Genomic DNA, 743 nt, shown 5'->3' with positions numbered 1-743 from the left:
CAACACCCTCGCCGGTAACGACGGGCGCTGGGGACTGACGACCTTCAGTCCCTTCACGAACTGGTCCGACCTGGCCACCGCCACCCAGAACACGATTCCCTTCGACGGCATCGCGCCGACGCTGTTCTACTTCGCCCCGAAGAACCTCTGGGTGCTCGCTTACAACGGGGCTTGGCCATACAGCTTCGGCTACCGCACCTCGAGCGACCCCACCAACCCCAACGGCTGGTCCGCGCAGCAGGAGCTGTTCACGGGCACCCTCCCGAAGGGGGGCCCCCTCGACGTGACCCTCATCGGCGACAGCACGAACATGTACATGTTCTTCGCCGACGACGAAGGCGGCATCTACCGCGCCAGCATGCCCATCGGCAACTTCCCGGGCACCTTCGGTTCTTTCACGAAGATCATGAGCGACACGCCGCTCAACCTGTTCGAGGCACCGGAGGTCTACAAGGTCCAGGGTCAGAACCAGTACCTCATGATCGTCGAGGCCCAGAATTACACAGGGTACGGTCGCTACTTCCGCTCGTTCACGGCCACCAGCCTGGACGGCACGTGGACACCGCAGGCCGACACCGAGAGCAACCCCTTCGCCGGCAAGGCCAACAGCGGCGCCACCTGGACCAACGACATCAGCCACGGCGACCTGGTCCGCAACAACCCCGACCAGACCATGACCATCGACCCCTGCAACCTCCAGCTCCTCTACCAGGGCAAGGCCCCCAACGCGGGCGGCCCCTACG

Annotated in this window: 1 protein-coding gene; it reads left to right on the top strand. The window is 64.6% G+C overall.

The features are described from left to right. The coding region (locus ABD323_RS42665; RefSeq protein ID WP_344447428.1) for a non-reducing end alpha-L-arabinofuranosidase family hydrolase at positions 1-743 on the top strand (743 nt) is incomplete at both ends.

It is taken from the genome of Kitasatospora nipponensis (assembly GCF_039528135.1).
Classification (GTDB): Bacteria; Actinomycetota; Actinomycetes; order Streptomycetales; family Streptomycetaceae; genus Kitasatospora; species Kitasatospora nipponensis.
The sequence above is the reverse complement of the archived record's forward strand: the minus strand, read 5'-3'. Positions and strand labels throughout refer to the sequence as shown.